This window comes from Candidatus Chlamydia corallus, assembly GCF_002817655.1.
Taxonomy (GTDB): domain Bacteria; phylum Chlamydiota; class Chlamydiia; order Chlamydiales; family Chlamydiaceae; genus Chlamydia; species Chlamydia corallus.
Map to the genome: position 1 here is coordinate 1 of NZ_NWQK01000002.1, position 19,424 is coordinate 19,424.

The following is a 19,424-nucleotide window of genomic DNA, read 5'->3' on the forward strand; positions in this document are numbered from 1 at the left end:
GCTGTTGGTTCATAGCTACTGACAATGTCACCGACTGTTGTTGCGGCAAGTCGTAGTACATAGTAAGCGAAGTAAAAGATCTTAAAGAGATCGGTGCAGAATTTTCTATAACAAAGTGTCCCAATGTAGAGACCAATCCCGTAAAATCATCTACATGCGAACTAAGATCTTGCTCTAAACCTAGCGTTGCTACTGCTTTTATTTCTGGTGTTAACGAAGCAAATACATGAGCACCAACAAAACCTGTAGCTGCTGAGTATGCTACAGAATTATAGCTTACAGGAAACAGTACGTTATGCTCAGAATATCCCTCTCTACTAACGTGAAGGACTTGAAGTCCCATAAAGGGTTGCATAACAATAGTCCCTCCCAAAGGGAGATCATAACGTCCTTGAACTTGTCCTCCAAAACCTGAAAAGACACTTTTTCCTAAGCCTTGTTCTGTGTAAGCAAGAGCCGCGCGTCCTACAATAACATCTTGAGAACCGTAGCTGAAAGCTACTTTAAAGCTTGCCTTAGGATCTGAGGCGAGTTTCCAATCCATAAAAGCTCCTGTAAGCAACTGGTTCTGTTGCAGATTACCATAAATCTGAGAACTGTAACTTAAAACAGTCCCTTTCTGGACATCATTTTGCAGCGAAGAAACTTGTTCCCAGCTCCTATTTCTAACACTTGCAAAAGAAGGAACCCCTGAGGAACCACCATAGATTTTTGCACCATATTGCGTGAGCAATCTTTGAAGTGTCACCTGACTATTTTTTAATGAGGAGTACGTAGTGTTAATATCTACCATTCCACGAGAACGTTGGCTGGTTACGATGGTGCTTCCCCCTTGGACAGGACCAGGACTTGGAGCTTGGAAAGGACAGAGGAATGCATGCCAATCTCCAGATGGTATTTGAGCTTTACCGATAATAACCTTACCATCTCCAGAGACACCTTGAGCGTAAGACTCATCACCACCTAAAGTTCCTAAATCCACTATTTTTCCATCAGCATATTGGAAAGCGTGTTTTTTGTGATCAGAGTTAGTAGCTACACCTACAATGACAGAACCATCCGAAGATACTGCATTTGCTAGAGAATAAAAACCTCCAAGAGTCCCTAGATCACTCATAGTGCCGTTTTTATAAGCATAGGCATGTGTATGGAAATCTTTATTTTCAGCACCTCCTACAATCACAGTGCCGTCTGTTGAAATTGCTTTAGCACTAGAGGTAGCTCCTCCTAAATTACCAATGGCGATGACCTGATCGGTCGTCCATTTCACTGCAGTGTTTCGCCATTCAACATCTACCATGGTTCCTACAATGATAGAACCATCTCCAGAGACTCCATGGGCATATGCATTCATAGAACTTGGAAGAGCTTTAAGTTGTGTAGCCACTCCATCTTCCCATTTCACAGCACTAGAAGCTCCAAGATTTATATTGCCATTACCTACAATCACTCTTCCATCTGCAGAAATAGCCTCTGCTGAGGCCTCTATGCCACCAGGGAGTAACGGGAGTTCTGAAATCTTGCCATTTACCCACTTCACAGGAACGCTACCCATCATAAAGTCATAATTCGTACCTACAATAATTGTCCCATCAGGAGTTACAGCATGAGGGAATACAGATGATCTAAGACTCAGTGCCTCTAAGGTTTCTAAGTGCCCATTTACATACTGAAATCCGACAACTCTACTAAAAGGATCATCTGGGGTCTTCATTCCTACGATAATTTTACCATCTCCAGAAACTCCTGTTGCTTCAGCAGACATCCGAGGTTCTCCTGCTATATCTACAAGAGCGTTTGCAAAAGATCCTGGAACTGCTGTTAGCAAGAATGTTGTTACCCAAAGATCTCTTCGATAAATCCATTGATTGAGGACTTTCATAAATTTCATATGCAACCTAACTTTTTTAAAGGTTTCGGATCTGCTTAAGCACTGAATTAGCAACGCAGAATTTCTGACTATACTCATATTCAGAGATGGTCACAAGCAAGAAAAATATGCTCAGAACGTATTCTGAGACAGATTTACATCTATTCATTCCTATCTACTATAAATATAGATATTTGAAACAAAGTCAAATTGTGGTCATTAAAATCCTACCGAATACCTAAGATCACTAGAAAATCCCATAACGCCCCGTAGAGGCTGTTGATTAACGATTAAAATAAGATTTAGAGACTGTAAATAAGAGAGCTCTAAGTTGACATGCATTTCAGCAAATGCTCTTGTCTTAGTAATGTTTAGTTTTTCAAAAGCAAAGTTCCCAACAGAAGGTATCGATCCTGAGAATTTGTCAATATGAGCAGCAAAATTTTGTTCCATGCCCATACGTGTAGATACATGTAAAGAATCAACAAGTGCAACATGTGATCCTAATCCTAAATAAATGACTCCTGTAGAATAATCTACAGGATCATAGTGTACAGGAAAATGGACTCTATCTTCAGTATATTCGTCATATTCGTCCCTTGTAATGCGTGTAAATTGTAATCCTAAGAAAGGCTGTACTCTAACACCTGCTCCGAGCCTTGTACCATAACGTCCTTCTATCTGAGCAGTTGCCCCTTCAAAATGGCTCTCTCCACTACCTAGTTCTGTATTCTCTAACTTCTCTCTAGTAATAGTGACCTTTTGTTTTCCATAGCCAAAAGATGCCTTTACACTAGATCCTAAAGCATTAGAATCACGCCATCCAATAAAGGCTCCCACCCATAGTTTGTTATGGCTTACGTTAAAATTATTAGGGATATGAGCACTAAAATTGTGATCTAAAAATATGCCGAAACGATATTCAGGATGTACCTTGTACGCCATTCCAATATATTGTGTCGCCAAATTGCTAGACACGCTCTGCAAGGCATTTACATAGAATCCCACACCAAGAGCTATGTTATTCTTTCCAAACTCTGTGAACTCATGTTCAGAGGCTCTCCGTAACATCATATTTTGTAGGTTGAATAGGGAGTTAAGCTGACCATGATTCTCTTCCAAAGTTTCATAGGTATTATCGAGATCAAGCATTTTTTTAGATGCGAAATCAGTGTAACACATGAACACATGCCAATCACCGCCAGCGATTTGTGATCTTCCTAGGATAAGTTTACCATCCGCAGAGACTGCTGCTGCTGTAGAACTTAAACCACCTAAAGTCCCTAAATCTTTCATGACTCCATCATAATACTGAAAAGCGTGTGTCTCGTTGTCTAATGTGTGCGCACTACCTACAATGACAGCACCGTCTCCAGAGACTGCTGTTGCTAGAGAATTTGTACCACCTAAAGTCCCTAAATCTATCATTTTGTTATCTTTATACATGTACGCATGTGTTTCTTGAACTCCACCCGTTGTTACAGTAGTCGTATTAGCAGAGCCAACTATCACTTTTCCGTCGCCAGAAACAGAGAGTGCTACGGAACCAATGCCGCCTAAAGTTCCCAGGGAAGTAACAGTATTGTTTTCCCATTTCACAGCGAGGTTTTTTTTCGTGGTACTACTTTGTACAGTGCCGACAATGATAGAGCCGTCATCAGAGACTCCATGAGCATAAGAATTTTCAGAGCCTCCTGTAATATCTGGCAATTGTGTAGCCGTCGTTGCTCCATTCTTCCAGGTAACAGCTCTAAAATTCCCAGATGTATCTTGTGACAAGCCTATTATAACCTTCTTATCTTTAGAAATTTTGTGAGCTTCATTGTGCTTAGCTCCTGTAAGTCCATCTAGTTTTGTCCGAGTCCCGTCAGCAGCCCATTTAGCAGCATTGTACGTTGCTGCAGCCACCCTACAGGCCCCGAGAATGACAGTGCCGTCGTATGATATGCCATAAGCATAGCCACTTTCGCCTGTGACTTCTACATTAAGTGTTGTTAGTGTTCGAGTAGGTAAGTCATATTTAAATGGCTGATACTGTCCTGGATTAGATCCAAGTTTACGAAGTGTGCCAACAGCAAGAGAACCATCTCCAGAAACAGATGTTATCAAAGGTTCTGTATCTATGTTGAGATCTATAAGATCGTTTGCAGAGCATTCATAATTAGGAATAATAAAGAGTAAGGTACAAGCAGACCATTGACAAAGGTGCTTTTGTGAATGACGTTTCGACAATTCTCGATGTATGCGCACTATAGACTCCTTGCTCTTGGTGACGATAGAAAATACCTTTTTAAAACCACAATACATACGTATTACAATGAAAAAACAAAAGCTTTAACAATGCTTATTTTCTAAATTCTCAAATATCCACCTGGTTTAAAAGAAGCTAGGGAATCAAGATAAAAAATAAGATCTCCATTGCAAGTAATTAATTTACTGAGATATAGCTAGCATAAAAGAAATAGTAGATGTCTCCTTAAGCAAATTTTTTTATACTGCATAAGAAACAAAACACTAGAGGAAAGACGTTCCTTCTCAAGGATAATAGCCTTAAGAATAGAGCGCCGTAATACCCATGATCCCTTTTACTAAAACAATAGGGTTCCGTTTGTGGTTGGCTTGCGCCGTTGCTATTATTGCTCCTCTAGGGATCAATATTGTCTGGTTAAACTTAGACCAATACCGCACAACAGTTTCTGCTATCTCTACTACACTAAAAGAAAACGCTGCTTTCAAAGCTAATACTCTAACTCAGATTGTCCCTTTGAATGTTGATGTTCTATCTCTATTTTCTGATGTTTTAGATTTAGATGCTGGGATTCCAGATACTCCTAATATTCTTCTTAGCAATGAGATGCAGAAAGTATTCCAGGGCACTTATAGTGAAATCTCCTTAATTAAGACACTCTCTAATGGAGATAAAATTGTTGTTGCTTCTAGCGTGCCTGAACACTTAGGGGAAAACTATAATCACAAAATAGACATTCCTGAGAATACTCCATTTTTAGCAGCCTTAAAACAATCGCCTAGAAATCAGGAAGTCTTTTCTGTAATGCAAGCCAACATTTTTGATGCCAAAACTCAAGAACTGCAAGGAGTTTTATATACTACTTTCAGCGCAGAAAGCTTACTCAAAGATCTCCTAATAAACAAACAAGCCTACCTGACTGTACAAACTGCCATCCTTTCAAAATATGGAGTCATCTTAAAAGCTTCTGATCCTGCTCTTCATCTACATACCGTCTACCCTGATGTGACGAAAGAAAAATTCTGCCAAGTTTTTCTCAATGACGACATCTGCCCTATAGACTCAAAATTAAGTCCTCTAATTCTATCCCCCCTTAGCATTGGAAATAATTTCTATTCTTTTAAAATCAAAGATACAGAGATTTGGGGTTTCATTGAAAATGTCCCCAGTCTGGATATTGCAGTCCTTTCTTATGCCAGGAAAGAAGAGAGCTTCGCTCCTTTACGGCGCAGAGCTAAGATGTACACTGCCTACTTCTTTTGTATTCTCTTAGGAAGTCTCATTGCCTTTATTGTAGCAAAACGATTGTCCTTACCAATCAGAAAACTTGCTACAGCTATGATAGAATCTAGAAAACATACAAACTATCTTTATACTGATGACTCTTTAGGGTTTGAGATCAACAGGCTTGGCCATATTTTTAATGCCATGGTGAATAACCTCCACCAACAGCAATCCCTTGCCAAGACTAATTTTGAGATGAAAGAAAGCGCGCAGAACGCTTTATATTTAGGAGAGCAAGCACAGCAAAGACTTCTTCCTAATACTCTTCCTACCTATCCTCATACAGAACTAGCAAAGGCCTATATCCCTGCAATTACTGTTGGAGGAGATTTTTTCGATGTCTTTGTGGTAGGAGAAGGTTCGGAGTCACGCTTATTCCTTATTGTTGCTGACGCCTCAGGGAAAGGTGTAAACGCTTGTGGGTATTCGCTATTTCTAAAAAATATGCTCAGAACGTTTCTTTCTCGTTCTTTATCTCTCCAAGCTGCGATCCAAGAAACGTCACGTTTATTTTATAACAATACAAAAACCTCTGGAATGTTTGTGACTCTCTGTGTGTACTGTTACCATCAAGCTTCCAACACTATGGAATATTATTCTTGCGGACATCCTCCTGGCTGTTACTTAGATATTGATGGCGAGACCTCTTTTCTATTCCATCCTGGAATGGCTTTGGGCTTCCTTCCTGAAGTTCCTAACATTACCTCAAAGTCATTTCATCCAAAGCCAGGGTCTCTTTTTATTTTATATTCTGATGGCATTACAGAAGCTTATAATAGCAATAACGATATGTTTGGAGAAGAGCGCTTACAACAGACGGTTCAAGGATTGGTAGGGAAAAGTGCTGGCGATGCTGTCCATAGCTTAATGTTGAGCGTAAAAACTTTCGTAGGAAATTCACATCAACATGATGACATCACTTTATTAATATTAAAGGTATTAGAACCATGAAGCATACCTTTACCAAACGTGTTCTACTCTTTTTCTTTTTAGTCATTCCTATTCCCCTACTGCTGAATCTTATGGTAGTAGGATTTTTCTCATTTTCTGCTGCTAAAGCAAATTTAGTACAGGTCCTCCATACCCACGCTACTAACTTAAGTATAGAATTCGACAAAAAACTGACTATCCATAAGCTCTTCCTCAATAGGCTTGCCAACACTTTAGCCTTGAAGTCATATGGAGCTCCTTCTACAGAGCCCTATACACAAGCATACAATGAAATGATGGCACTATCCGATACCGAGTTCTCCTTATGCCTGATAGATCCCTTTGACGGATCTATAAAGACTAAAAATCCAGGGGACCCTTTCATCCGCTATCTAAAACAACATCCCGAAATGAAGAAAAAGCTATCCATAGCTGCGGGAAAAGCCTTTCTGTTAACAATCCCAGCCGAGCCTCTTCTACATTATCTTATCCTAGTTGAAGATATCGAATCTTGGGATTCTCCAACTACTGCAGGGCTTCTCGTAAGTTTCTACCCCATGTCCTTTTTACAGAAAGATTTATTCCAATCGCTGCACATCACAAAAGGAAATATCTGCCTTGTAAATAAGTATGGTGAAGTCCTTTTCTGCGCTCAGAACTGCGGGACTCCCTCTGCATTTTCTCTAGATCTCCCTAATTTACCTCAACTCCAACCAAGAAGCTCCTCTGCCGTAGAGATTCAGAAAGCTCCTTCCATCCTCGGTGGAGAGAACCTGGTCAGCATGATAATCAACAACAAACGTTATATAGGATTGGTACTAAATAAAATTCCTATTCAAGGGATATTCACCCTATCTTTAATTCCAGTTTCTGATCTCATCTATTCAACCTTGAAACTCCCTCTGAATATTTGCTTATTCTACGTACTTGCCTTCCTGCTCATGTGGTGGATTTTCTCTAAGATCAGCACAAGACTTAACAAACCTCTGCAGGAACTTACCTTTTGTATGGAAGCTGCCTGGCGAGGGAACCATAATGTACGGTTTGAACCTCAGCCTTATGGTTATGAATTCAATGAACTAGGAAATATTTTCAATTGTACTCTCCTACTCTTGTTGAATTCCATAGAGAAAGCAGATATCGACTACCAGTCAGGAGAAAAATTACAAAAGGAATTGGGGATTTTATCTTCCCTGCAAAGCGCTCTACTAAGTCCTGATTTTCCTACGTTCTCTAAAGTTACCTTTAGTTCCCAGCATCTTCGAGGAAAGCAGCTTTCAGGCCATTTTAACGGCTGGACAGTCCGAGATGATGGCCATACCCTTCTAGGCATCATAGGCCTCGCTGGTGCTATTGGTCTTCCTTCATACCTCTATGCTTTATCAGCACGGAGCCTTTTTCTTGCCTACGCTTCCTTGGACTCTTCATTACAAAAAATCAGCACCGATACTGCCGAAAGCTTCTCAAAAACGACAGAAGGAAATGAGGCTACAGTCGCGATGACTTTTATTAAATATTCAGGAGAAGATCGATCCATAGAGCTTCTTTCTTTAAGTGAGGGAGCTCCTACAATATTTTTACAACGAGGAGAATCTTTCCTGCGTCTTCCTTTACAGACGCACGAAACGTTACAACCTGGAGATCGCCTTATTTGCGTCACTGGAGACCAAGACATTGTAAATTACTTTTCTCAGCTTCCTATTGAAGAGCTCTTAAAAGATCCCTTAGATCCTCTAAATACAGATAACCTGATTGATTCGTTAACAATGATCTTAAACAACGAAACGGAACATTCCGCAGACGGAACTTTGACTGTCCTTTCCTTTTCATGAACCTACACGCCTTTTGAATTGCTCTGAGATCTACAAAAATAGTAGAGGAGGATATCAGTGACAGAAACATGTATTCGTGTTACAGCAAACGAATATCTCGATAACTATCTTCTACATCCTATGTCACGCTTGGATATTTTTGTTTTCGATTCTCTGATCTCCAACCAGAATCAAAATCCTCTTGAGGAGATTTTCTGTTCCGAAGATGCTATGTTATTTAAAGCATATCGTACTACAGCCCTACAGTCACCTCTAGCAGCTAAGAACTTAAATCACGCCCGCAAAGTGGCAAACTATATCTTAGCAGACAATGGTGAAATCGACACAGTAAAGCTCGTCGAAGCCATTCACCATCTTTCACAATGTACTTATCCCCTAGGACCTCATCGCCATAATGAAGCAAAAGCTCGTGAACATCTCCTTAAGATGTTGAAAACTCTAAAAGAAAACCCCAAAATAAAAGAAAGCATTAAGACTCTCTTTGTTCCTTCATACTCTACAATCCAAAAACTCATCCGTCATACGTTAGCTTTGAACCCACAGACTGTTCTCTCTAGCATTCATGTGCGTCAAGCTGTACTAACAGCACTTTTTACCTACCTTCGTCAAGATGTGGGTTCCTGTTTTGCTACTGCCCCCGCTATTCTCATCCACCAACAATATCCTGAACGTTTTCTTAAAGATCTCAGTGATTTGCTTAGCAGTGGAAAACTTTCTAGAATCGTAGGTCAACGAGAAATCACGGTTCCTATAAATCTATCGGGATGCATTGGAGAGCTCTTTAAACCATTGAGGATCCTTGATCTTTACCCTGATCCCCTTGCTAAGCTTGCTTCATCCCCAGGGCTCCAAAAAGCCTTTTCAGCTGCAAATCTCATTACAACTCTTGGTAATCCTCAAATACAAATCCAACAACTACTATCTCATGAATACCTGATTCAAAAACTACAAAATATCCATCAAACCGTAACTACCAATGATATTATTAAATCGACACTACTACATTACTATCAGCTACACGAAAGTACTGTAAAAGCTGTTTACCTGAAAGAAGGCTTATACACCAAAGAACAAGTTTTATTCTCAACACAACACCCTAGAGAACTTTCAGAAATCCAAAGGGTATATCACTACTTACATGCCTATGAAGAAGCAAAATCTGCTTTTATCCATGACACTCAAAATCCTTTACTGAAAGCTTGGGAATATACGTTAGCGACTCTCGCTGATGCTAGTCAACCTACAACCTTGCACCACATCCATATTGCCTTAGGCTGGCAAAGCAAAGACCCTCATAGTTTTCTTTCTCTAGTGACAAACTTTGTTGAAGAGGAGGTAGACAACATCAGAGTGTTAGTACAACAGTGTGAGCAAACCTATCATGAAGCACGCAGCCAATTAGAATACATTGAGGGGCGCATGCGCAATCCCCTCAACAATCAGGACAGTCAGATTTTGACGATGGACCACATGCGCTTCCGCCAAGAACTCAATAAAGCTCTTTATGATTGGGATAGTGCTCAAGAAAAAGCAAAAAAATTTCTACACCTTCCTGAATTCCTCCTAGCTTTCTATACAAAGCAAATACCACTATACTTCCGTAGTTCTTACGATGCCTTCATCCAAGAGTTTGCTCATCTCTATGCAGATGCTCCCGCTGGTTTCCGTATTCTTTTCACTCATGGGCGAACACATCCACATACATGGTCTCCCATCTACTCGATTAATGAATTTATAAATTTCCTCTCAGAATTTTTCACCTCCACAGAATCAGAGCTCCTTGAGAAGCATGCTGTTGTAAATCTAGAGAAAGAAACATCTCGGCTCGTCCATAAAATCACTGCCATGCTGCACACAGATGTTTTCCAACAAGCTGTGCTTACAAGAATTTTAGAAGCCTATCAGCTTCCTGTGCCTCCATCCATCTTGAATAACTTAGATCAGCTATCACAAACTCCCTGGGTCTATGTTTCTGGAGGAACCGTGGATACTCTTCTTTCAGATTATTTTGAAAGCTCTGAACCTCTAACACGTACAGAGAAGCACCCTGAAAACCCTCATGAATTAGCAGCTTTTTTTGCAGATGCTCTTAAAGATCTCCCTACAGGAATTAAAAGTTATCTAGAAGAGGGCTCTCATTCTCTGCTTAGCTCATCGCCAACACATGTTTTTTCTATAATTGCAGGATCTCCTCTATTTAGAGAAGCTTGGGATAATGATTGGTATAGCTACACTTGGCTTCGTGATGTGTGGGTAAAACAACACCAAGATTTTCTTTACGACACTCTATTGCCTCAGCCAAGTATCTATGCTTTCATAGAGAACTTTTGTAAAAAATATGCGTTGCAACATGTTGCTCATGAGTTTCACGATTTCTGCTCGGACTATACACTGACTCTTCCTGAACTCTATGACAAAGGATCTCGTTTTCTAAACTCCTTGTTCACCGAAGATAAGACTGCAGCTCCAATATATATACGGCGTCTTCTACATCATATGGTCAACGAAGTGCCTTATGTTTCAGAACAACAACTTCCTGAGGTCTTAGAAAACATCTCTTCATATCTTGGAATTTCATCACGAATTACCTACAATAAATTCCGCACTCTCATAGAGAAAACAGTCCCCAAAATGACGCTGCTCTCATCAGCGAATCTAAGGCATCTCTATAAAGGGCTACTCATGCAAAGCTATCAAACAATCTATACCGAAGAAGACATGTACCTCCGCCTAGCAACAGCAATGAGACATCATCATCTTGCCTATCCCGCTCCTTTGCTTTTTGGAGACAGTAACTGGCCTTATATTTATTTTGGATTCATCCTAAACCCAGGAACCACAGAGATAGATCTTTGGAAATTTAACTATGCAGGGCTACAAGGACAGCCTTTAGATAACATCCAAGAGGTGTTCTCAACGTCAAGACCCTGGACTCTCTATGCAAATCCTATAGATTACGGCATGCCACCGCCTCCAGGCTACCGTAGCCACTTGCCAAAAGACTTTTTTTAGGCTATCTTTTCTTTTTAAAAAGTGCTGAAAATAAACTTTTTAAAGAAAACTTCGCAATTTGACGACCCATAGCAGAAATACTTTCCGTAAGGGGAAGTTTCTTAGGACAAACACGTACACAGTTATGAGCCTGACCACAACCCTCAATTCCTCCTTTGCCCATAAGAGCTTGCCACCTTCTTTTAGACTGCTTATCCCCAGGATAGGTATTAAAATAACGCGCTTGAGAAATTGCTGCAGGACCTATGAAGCTACTTTTATTATCAATTTGGGGACAAGCTTCCGTACAGCAACCGCACGTCATACACTGCGATAATGCATAAAGAAGCTCTTGCTGTTCCTGAGTGACCCTAGGACCAAAGGTCTCCCCTTCAATATCCGCAGCTACCCAACCCTGAATGCTTTGCAGATTATCAAACATAATGGATCGATCTACAATCAAATCTCGGATTAAAGGAAACTTTGTAAGAGGAGCAACGACAATTTCTCGTGATTGCGTTGCATCGATATATTCTTGGATAAGTGCTGTACATGCCTGACGAGGGACTCCATTGACAAGAATAGAGCATGACCCACATACTTCTTCCAAGCAGCCCTGTTCCCAAACCACAGGATTGACCTTTTCCCCTAAGATATTTATCGGACGCTTTTCAATTTCCATAAGAGCGCTAATGATATTTTCTCCAGGATGTAAAGGAAGCTCGAACCTTTCCCAGTATTGCTTACCTGGAATACCTCTGTAAATTTTTAAAATAAAAGTCTCTAGATTCTCCATGATCTCTCTCTTTCTATAAGGGTAGACAGATATTATCTGGAATGTTCGTTAGTTCTATTTTTCCTGCTGAAGATTTTGTATAATCCCGGAGAGTGGGAGCTACATGCCGAGTATCTACAGGAAGATAGGAAATCTTAGGTTCTTCAGAAGCATGGACAGCTACTGTAGTCTTCAACCAATGCTCATCATCTCTCTCGGGAAACTCTGGTTTGTAATGAGAACCTCGAAATTCATTGCGTAGAAAAGCCCCCTTCGTAATCGCTAATGCTAGTTCTAACATGGGGCCCATTTGCTTTACAAAATGGAACGATTTATTCGCAAATGGTGAGGAATCCAAAACGGAGACGTTTTTTAATCGCTCACGAAATTCTTTCAATTTATCCATAGTTTCTTGAAGATCTCGATTATTTCGTTTTACCGTAACATTTCGCACCATAATCTTTGCGATTTCCTCATGCAAAACAAAAATATTCTCTTTTCCTGAGGCAGATAAAAGACGAGCATTCTCCTCTTTTTCCTCTTGTAGAGCACGATCAAAATCACTAGATGTTGCCTGAGATGCGCCAAAAGCCTCTATAAAACGAGCAGCTTCATCTGCAGAAACAAGACCCGCAAACAAACAGGAAAGTAAAGAATTAGCACCTAAGCGATTGGCTCCGTGGTATTGGAAATCAGATTCGCCGCAATTAAAGCATCCAGGAATATTCGTCATCTGACGGAATCGACTGTCACGATCAGGATCATTCGCAGCTGGCCAATCTACCCAAGCACCTCCCATAGAATAGTGCACGGCAGGGAAAATCCTCATAGGAACGGTATTGGGGTCTTCGCCAGTAAATTTCTTATAAATATCCAAAACAACTTCTAGCTTATGGCGAGTTGTGGCTGGCAGATGGGTAACATCTAAGTATACTTCCATGCGTCCGTCAATTCCTAGCCCAGCTTCGCACACACGTAAAATAGCACGAGCTCCTACATCACGGCTTACAAGATTTCCATAAGCAGGATACATATCTTCTAAGAAATACCAAGGAGCTCCTGTCTCTCCACAAGGACGTTCAGAACCATCAGGAAATACAATCGACTTCGAAGAGTTTCCAGGAACCCAAACACGACCACCCTCACCACGCACAGACTCTGAAATTAATCGCAACTTATCCCTCCCAGGAATGGCTGTAGGATGAATTTGTATAAACTCTGGATTTGCATATGCCATGCCTTGTAAAAAAAGTCTTCCGTTCGCAGCACCTGTACAAAACGTAGAGTTTGTGGACATCTTAAAAATAACTCCAGGACCCCCTGTAGCTATAATGACAGCGTCACCTCGCAAAATCTCGAGACGATTATTAAATAAATTCATTAATATAATGCCGCAAGCACGTCCTGCATTATCTCTAACTAAACGCACAAATTCATGATTCTCTCGTTTTATCACCCTACCAGCACTTTCTCGGCGTCGCACCTGCTCATCTAGGGTATACATAAGCTGTTGCCCTGTAGAAGCTCCGCAAAACACCGTGCGGTGGTATAACGTACCTCCAAATCTACGAACATCCAAGTTCCCAGAAGAACCCCGATTAAAAGGACAACCGAAATTATCTAGCATTCTAATGATTCTAGGTGCTGCAAGACACATTTCCAAGACAGGGGGCTGATCAGCAAGAAAATCTCCACCTTTAATTGTATCATAGGCGTGAATGTAGGGAGAATCCTCTTCTTCGGGCTTTAGATTTAAGGCAGCGTTAATTCCTCCTTGAGCACAAACGGAGTGGGAGCGCTTTACCTTAGTCAGAGATACGAGCTCTACAATAATCCCAAATTTGGCTAACTGCATAGCTGCTGATAATCCAGCCAATCCCCCGCCAACAACAATCACTTTTCGATTTTCATCCATATTCTATGCCACGCTATACAAATTCCAAATCACACTCACTCCCATGATAGTTACAACAACCATAGCAAGGTAACATACTATCCGCAATACTGCTTGCAGCCGTAGAGAAATGATAACACCCCAACGAGAGCAAAAGGTCCACAGCCCATTAAACCCATGAAATCCAGCAGCAATGACCAAGATAGTATATAGGAGAGCTACTGGTAGAGACCCCAAGGCATCACGTACTACATAAAGAAATGCGACACCCGCACTTGGAGTCAATAAATACGAACTCCTCTCAGACAATAACTCCGCATCAACACGATCTAAAGCTCCACGAGGCACTTCTAGGATCGAATCTTCTGTGTTAGCAATATTCAAAGTTAAAAAATCTTTTGTTCCACGAACAATAGCACGATAGCGAGAAGGTTGAATGTCTACAGCATAGTAGGTAGTTCCACGGATATCGACATGCACGGGATAACGAACAAAACGCAAATGAGCAACATGGAAAGCGATTCCAAAGAGCAAAATCCACGCTGTCCACCTTTGCCATGTGTAGCTGTAATTTTTCACATAACGTAAACAGGGTTGACTTCCATCACCACAAGAAGAATTACTTTTTCCCTGAAAGAGATACACAGTACCAATAATCGCATGAGAAAGAAAAGGAAGCGCCAAACAAACAATTTCAATAATTTTCAGCCCTGGCACCTTGTGGAAGCTGTTGACCATAGCAACAAAACCTTTCCCTTGGGAAAAGTAAGAAGAAGCTAGCATATTGGTAAATAAGTGTTCACATAAGAAAAAAGTAAACGCTATACCAGCTAAAGAGTGAATACAACGCAAGGCAAACGCAATATAATACTTACCTTTTTTTTGTGACACTTCGGGGCAGATTTCACGTCGCGACATTCTAAAACTTTTTACTAAATTTTAAGTTCAACTCAACATAGAGGTTAGAATAAAATTATGGAAAGTAATTTTTCATAAGAAACAGAAGCTTATAGGACAAAATAGAAAAAAAATAATCGAGTCCTGAGACCACCTTCAAACCTTTTTAACCCTGCAAAAAGCGTAAGACGTTGTTGTACGCAAGAGCGGCGAGTTCTTGTGGGAGCATCCCTTTTAAATTAGCAATGGCATTTATGGTGTGGATCACATGAGCTGGCTCATTTTTCTTTCCCCGATGAGGAACGGGAGCAAGAAAAGGCGCATCGGTCTCTATTAAAAGATGTTCCATAGGACATTGTGCAACTAGATCACGCAAATCTTGAGCATTTTTAAAAGTCACTATCCCACTTATAGAGATAAACCATCCGCGAGAGATCAGTTCCTGCGCTTCTTCTAAGGTGCCTGTAAAGCAATGTAACATACCGGAACGTGCACGCGGGTCGTTATGGTAGTACTGATCTAGCATATGAAAAAAATCGCTAAAAGCACCACGACAATGGACAACAAGAGGTAGTTCACATTCTAAAGATAAAGCCAAATAGCGTTCGAGAACCTCTTTCTGGCGCGCTATCCCTTCTTCTGTAACTGCAAAGCAATAATCTAAGCCCACTTCTCCGATTGCAGCAAGTTTTTTACTATGTGCTGCAGCATGAAAATTTCTGAAGTCTTTTTCGATATCCTGATCCGCATCTTGAGGAGGTGTCCCTCCAACATGGCAAAATCGGATTTTAGGAAAACGTTCAGCATAAGCAAAGGACCGATTCAACTCCTCTTCTGTTGTTGTTACATTAACAACTAGCGACACTCCAGAATCTTGAGCACGTTGTAATACGCTGTCAATATCCTCATAAAAAGCCTCATCAGAAAGATGAAGATGAGCGTCAGCCAAATCCATAAGTTTTCTCCTAGTAAGCAAATTCGTGAAAAATTAAGAAAAAGAATCCCTTATAGAATACACGCTCTTAAAAATATCTTCACTAAAGATACTTATATAAAGGGGAACTCTGGATCCGCCCTCGTATTCGGACAAACTACAGATACAAATATTCAAGAAAGAGATTCCACTCAATATTCTAACGAATCTGCTCTCCAAGACAACAGTACTTTCTACTTGATATTCCTATTACAAATAAAAAGGGGCAGCATTTGCTGCCCCAAACAACCGTTTTCACATGATCCCCAGATCGTTAAACCCATGGATATTTTTGAATCCTAGGACTCGTCCTGTCCTAAAATCGATTCAAAATGTCTTCTAAAAGATTTTGTGTAATCTTTTCTGGAAGCACAACAGGTGAAGAGTTGTCGCCAGGATAGTAGACATAAGAAGGCACACTTGCTCTGCCTAAGCGAGCAAGTTCTTCTGTAATGCCTGGATCCTTACGGGTCCAATCTGCTTCTAGGGTAACAATTCCATGATCTTGAAATAGCTTTTGAAGAGCATCACCATACAAAACAGGTTTATTCATCTGACAAGTCAAGCACCACTTTGCTGTAAAGTTCACAAATACAGAACGACCCTGTGCTCGCAGTTGAGCAAGCTTTTCTAAAGAAAACGGCTGCCATGAACTATCCTCACTAACAACGACTGTCTTCTGAGATTCAACAAAGTAATGAGAAGCCAAACAACTTACAGATACAGCTGCCCCTATAAATGCAAAGAAGAATAAAGAAGCGCAGACCCGTTGTTTCTTAGGAGATACAGGAGTTCCCCAGCGCCCCAAAATCCAAGCTCCTAAGCCAGCAAGCCACAGTCCTCCAAGGAGAACAACAACAGAGGTGGTACTTGTCTCGGAACCAAAAATCCACACTAACCAAGTGACCGTTGCCAGTAACATAAATCCTGTGAGCTGTTTAAACGTGCTCATCCATCCTCCAGGTTTTGGAAGCATGATCAACATCTTTGGAAATACAGAAAAGAGCAGGTAAGGCGAGGCCATACCCAAACCTATCGCAGTAAAAATCAAGAGCTGCTGTGCAAAAGATATAGACATGACTAATCCCAAGACGGAACCTAAAAAAGGTCCTGTACAAGGAGTGGTTACTAGCGTAGCTAAAATTCCATTAAAGAAAGACCCTATAGCTTTATTGCCTGTGCTCTTTATCTCTGAAGATTGTAATTTTCCTCCTAGATTTGCAAACATGGTCCCCATTTCAAAAAGCCCTAAAGAACTTAAAGCAAATAAGAAAAATACAATGATCAATGTCGCAACAAACATGGGTTCTTGGAGTTGAAATCCCCAGCCTATATTATGGCCTAAAATCTTAAGTATAAAAGCAATACCCGCTAATCCCCAGAAACATCCTACAACACCTAAAGTAAACCATAAGCCATTAGCAACTACAGAAGAACGATGCTCTCCAGCAGATTTTATTAAACCGTATACCTTAAGAGTTACTAAAGGAAGAACACAGGGCATAATATTTAAAAGTACCCCGCCGAGAAAAGCCATGATCAAAATCGTTATATATTGTGAAAGTCCTGAAACAGCAGCGCTTGTTTGACCAAGAACCTCACTACGAATCGTGAGTGATTCAACAGGACGACCCGTATGATCTGCTAGCAGGAGTACACCATGAAGCTTCTCATTCTTCTGGAACCCAGAGAGATTTTTTACCTTGAATCTCCATGCCGTTCCTGTTCCCTCACTATAGGAAGTCTCTGCGTAGGCAAAGAGCTTATCGGCTTTTTCAGAAACAAACCACGCTTTCGTAGCTTTTATCTTTTCAGAGATATTTAGAATGATCTCGTTCCCTTTTCCTCTCGCAACCTGAACAGAATGATCATTTTCTAAAACACGAGGCTGCGCACGCAAGGTCCTACTAAATTCGATGTGTGTATCGGGATAAAGCAAAGGCTCCTTCTCTTCATAAGGCAGTGTCAATTTTAAATTGACATCCCCAGGCAAACAGCTATCTCCACAAGCTAGCCATTCGACTCGAGCCTGCAATTCAACCTTCTGACCAGGAGTCAATCCTTTGGCAGGACGAATATCTGCGACAATAAGAGCAGAATCCTCATATCCGAAAAACGTTGCGCCATCTTCCTCAAATACTTTCGGAGTAGGCCAATGTTCCTCTTCAACAACGAAGCCTTCTGGTAATTGCCAAGAAATCTTAAGAGGACTTCCGATCTCTCCAGGATTTTTCCAATAGATATGGCTACCTTTAGAGGCAGTAATCTTGATTCCCACTCGGAATGTCTGTAATCCAGGAATATGGCTACCCTCAGAAAGTAGTTCCGCTCCTGGATGAGCTACTTGTTGTGTGATTTCTTCCGCCTGGATAGATGAAAAACTTCCAGATAACGCTGGGAAAGAAAAGAAAAGTGCTAACAATGTGGTTTGTAAATATGCTTTGAATTTATTCAAAATAACACCGCGATTTTATAAATCAAGTCACTAATTATACATTAATTTTTAATTTAATTTTATAATCCATTTTATAAATCTTCTTTACAAAACCTGCTTGGCTCTATAACGAAAATTTGCTAGGATGATCCTTATTTTGAGATACTCCTTGCGTAAGGATTTTTATGTTCCATGGTACACTTCCCTCATAACCCCATCATTCAGGCCTACACGGAAGCAGATTTTTTCGGTAAAAGTATATTTTTCTGCCTTCTTGTTCTTTCTTTGTGTACTTGGACAGTACTACACCAAAAGCTTGCTGTTCAAAAAAAATTTTTAAAATCAGGAAAATCTCTTAAAGATTTCTTGATTAAAAACCGTCACGCACCCCTGTCTCTCGATATCCATCCCGAACTCAGTCCCTTTGCAGACCTATATTTTACTATAAAACGAGGAACATTGGAGCTCCTAGATAAAAATCGACAATGCGCTCCAGATCGAGGCCCTATCCTTTCTTCTGAAGACATCCAGTCTCTGGAAACGCTGTTGGGAGCCATCATGCCCAAATATAAAGCTCTTTTACATAAAAATAGCTTTATTCCAGCTACAACAATCAGCTTGGCTCCTTTTCTAGGGCTTTTGGGTACAGTATGGGGGATTTTAGTAGCTTTTACTCACATTGGCTCGGGAAGCAGTGGGAACTCAGCAATTATGGAAGGACTAGCTACAGCTCTGGGGACTACAATTATAGGACTCTTCGTAGCAATACCATCACTGATTGCTTTTAACTATCTTAAAGCACATTCTTCTGAATTGATTTCTGAGATAGAACAAACAGCATATCTGCTACTGAATTCTATAGAAGTCAAATATCGTAACACGAACTTATGAAATATCGCTTTGTTGAAGAAATAGAAGAAGAGCCTCTTGTGAACCTCACGCCATTAATTGACATTGTCTTTGTCATTTTAATGGCATTTATCATCGCTGTACCTCTAATAAAGCTCGATTCTATAGCTCTTGCCCCAGGCACACAAGAGCAAGAACTTCTGAGCAACCAAGACGATTCTATAGCCGTAATTAAAGTATTTGCAGACAATTCGTTAACCTTGGACGAACATCCCGTCACACTACAAGAGTTAACAGATCGGCTTACCCTGCTCCACAAAACACATCCAGAAAAAACTCCCTTATTATTACAAGATGGAGAGACCACCTTTCGGAGATACCAAAAAGTAAAAAATGCCGTAGAAGCCGCAGGTTTTCATGAGCTCCATGTAGCTCTACAAAATTAAG

Annotated in this window: 12 protein-coding genes; 5 read left to right on the forward strand and 7 right to left on the reverse strand. The window is 40.6% G+C overall.

The genetic code is table 11. The features are described from left to right. Both CMV32_RS02390 and CMV32_RS05415 read right to left on the reverse strand, forming a co-directional pair. Positions 1-1,891, reverse strand: a 1,891-nt coding sequence (locus CMV32_RS02390) for an autotransporter domain-containing protein (protein ID WP_239923141.1), incomplete at its 3' end; no start/stop codon positions are given. 198 nt (positions 1,892-2,089) lie between these two features. Then, on the reverse strand, positions 2,090-4,120 hold the full coding sequence (locus tag CMV32_RS05415) for an autotransporter domain-containing protein (RefSeq protein ID WP_192940639.1): 2,031 nt from the start codon (positions 4,118-4,120) through the stop codon (positions 2,090-2,092). 325 nt (positions 4,121-4,445) lie between these two features. Between CMV32_RS05415 and CMV32_RS02400 the strand changes: the two genes are divergently transcribed. The 3 genes from CMV32_RS02400 to CMV32_RS02410 all read left to right on the forward strand — a co-directional run bounded on the left by CMV32_RS02400 (position 4,446) and on the right by CMV32_RS02410 (position 11,176). Then, a complete protein-coding gene (locus CMV32_RS02400) occupies positions 4,446-6,353 on the forward strand; it encodes a PP2C family protein-serine/threonine phosphatase (RefSeq protein ID WP_100934358.1) in 1,908 nt (635 codons plus the stop codon). After that, positions 6,350-8,164, forward strand: a complete 1,815-nt coding sequence (locus tag CMV32_RS02405) for a PP2C family serine/threonine-protein phosphatase (RefSeq protein WP_100934359.1) — start codon at positions 6,350-6,352, stop codon at positions 8,162-8,164. Before CMV32_RS02400 ends, CMV32_RS02405 begins: the two co-directional genes overlap by 4 nt. A 120-nt stretch (positions 8,165-8,284) precedes the next feature. Then, the gene (locus CMV32_RS02410; RefSeq protein ID WP_100934657.1) at positions 8,285-11,176 is read left to right on the forward strand and encodes a hypothetical protein; all 2,892 of its coding nucleotides are present in this window, start codon (positions 8,285-8,287) and stop codon (positions 11,174-11,176) included. Between the two features lies 1 nt (position 11,177). Here CMV32_RS02410 and sdhB read toward each other — a convergent pair whose 3' ends face one another. The 5 genes from sdhB to CMV32_RS02440 all read right to left on the reverse strand — a co-directional run bounded on the left by sdhB (position 11,178) and on the right by CMV32_RS02440 (position 18,149). After that, positions 11,178-11,951: a succinate dehydrogenase iron-sulfur subunit gene (gene sdhB / locus CMV32_RS02415; RefSeq protein ID WP_192940640.1), complete on the reverse strand. Its 774-nt coding sequence runs from the start codon at positions 11,949-11,951 to the stop codon at positions 11,178-11,180. Between the two features lie 13 nt (positions 11,952-11,964). Further along, positions 11,965-13,845, reverse strand: coding sequence for a succinate dehydrogenase flavoprotein subunit (gene sdhA, locus CMV32_RS02420; protein ID WP_100934361.1), 1,881 nt, complete (start codon positions 13,843-13,845; stop codon positions 11,965-11,967). Between the two features lie 3 nt (positions 13,846-13,848). Further along, entirely contained in the window at positions 13,849-14,742 is an 894-nt protein-coding gene (locus CMV32_RS02425; protein ID WP_100934362.1) for a succinate dehydrogenase cytochrome b558 subunit, read from the reverse strand. Between the two features lie 145 nt (positions 14,743-14,887). Further along, positions 14,888-15,676 (reverse strand): TatD family hydrolase, encoded by a 789-nt coding sequence (locus tag CMV32_RS02430; protein WP_100934363.1) that lies wholly within the window; start codon positions 15,674-15,676, stop codon positions 14,888-14,890. Between the two features lie 334 nt (positions 15,677-16,010). Further along, the gene (locus CMV32_RS02440) at positions 16,011-18,149 is read right to left on the reverse strand and encodes a protein-disulfide reductase DsbD family protein (protein ID WP_192940641.1); all 2,139 of its coding nucleotides are present in this window, start codon (positions 18,147-18,149) and stop codon (positions 16,011-16,013) included. 171 nt (positions 18,150-18,320) lie between these two features. On the opposite strand from CMV32_RS02440, the gene CMV32_RS02445 reads away from it, so the two are divergent. Then, entirely contained in the window at positions 18,321-19,019 is a 699-nt protein-coding gene (locus CMV32_RS02445; protein ID WP_100934366.1) for a MotA/TolQ/ExbB proton channel family protein, read from the forward strand. Then, entirely contained in the window at positions 19,016-19,423 is a 408-nt protein-coding gene (locus CMV32_RS02450; protein WP_100934367.1) for an ExbD/TolR family protein, read from the forward strand. The genes CMV32_RS02445 and CMV32_RS02450 overlap by 4 nt, the downstream gene beginning before the upstream one ends. The last annotated feature ends 1 nt before the right edge of the window (position 19,424 follow it).